This is a genomic window from Lactobacillus nasalidis, assembly GCF_016587775.1.
Taxonomy (GTDB): Bacteria; Bacillota; Bacilli; order Lactobacillales; family Lactobacillaceae; genus Lactobacillus; species Lactobacillus nasalidis.
In genome coordinates this window covers 1-482 of sequence record NZ_BOCG01000177.1, presented here as the reverse complement: position 1 = coordinate 482, position 482 = coordinate 1, and the positions used below count along the sequence as shown (strand labels likewise).

Here is a 482-nt window from a genome sequence, read left to right as displayed (position 1 = left end):
GCTACGTGGCTCATCAGCATGCCCTTAACTGACAGATTTTCGATCACGATCTTGTCGTAGTCATTAACCAGTTTAGTCGTAAACTTCTGCATCAAGTCATTTTGGATATTACCTGCCTTGCGATAGCATGCTTGAAGCTTGGCTTTCGTCTTCAAGTAATTCTTGCTTTCGCAAGCAGCTTCTCCATTTTTGACTTGCTTTTTAGCTAGCTGCCTTTGATAGTGCTTGATTTTTTTATAAATTCTATCAAGCTTCTTAGGCAGTACGTTCACCCGGCCACCCGTATAATCAAAGTGACCAACATTGACGTCAACCGCGGTAGCTTTGCCTGTTTTGTCTGGCAGCTTAACATCCTCAGCCTTGATCTTATACGGGATGGCAACGTAATAACGGCCATTTTCTTTGAAGTAGCTGACAACGCCAAATTCATCTGACAAAGGCTTTTCGCTCAGCTTGAAGCCACGCCATTGATCTTTTGGAAC

General features: G+C 43.4%; 1 protein-coding gene. It reads right to left on the bottom strand.

Features of this window, described 5'->3' with window-relative positions:
* On the bottom strand, positions 1–482 hold a 482-nt coding region (locus tag lacNas_RS03200), incomplete at both ends, for a transposase (protein WP_201346582.1).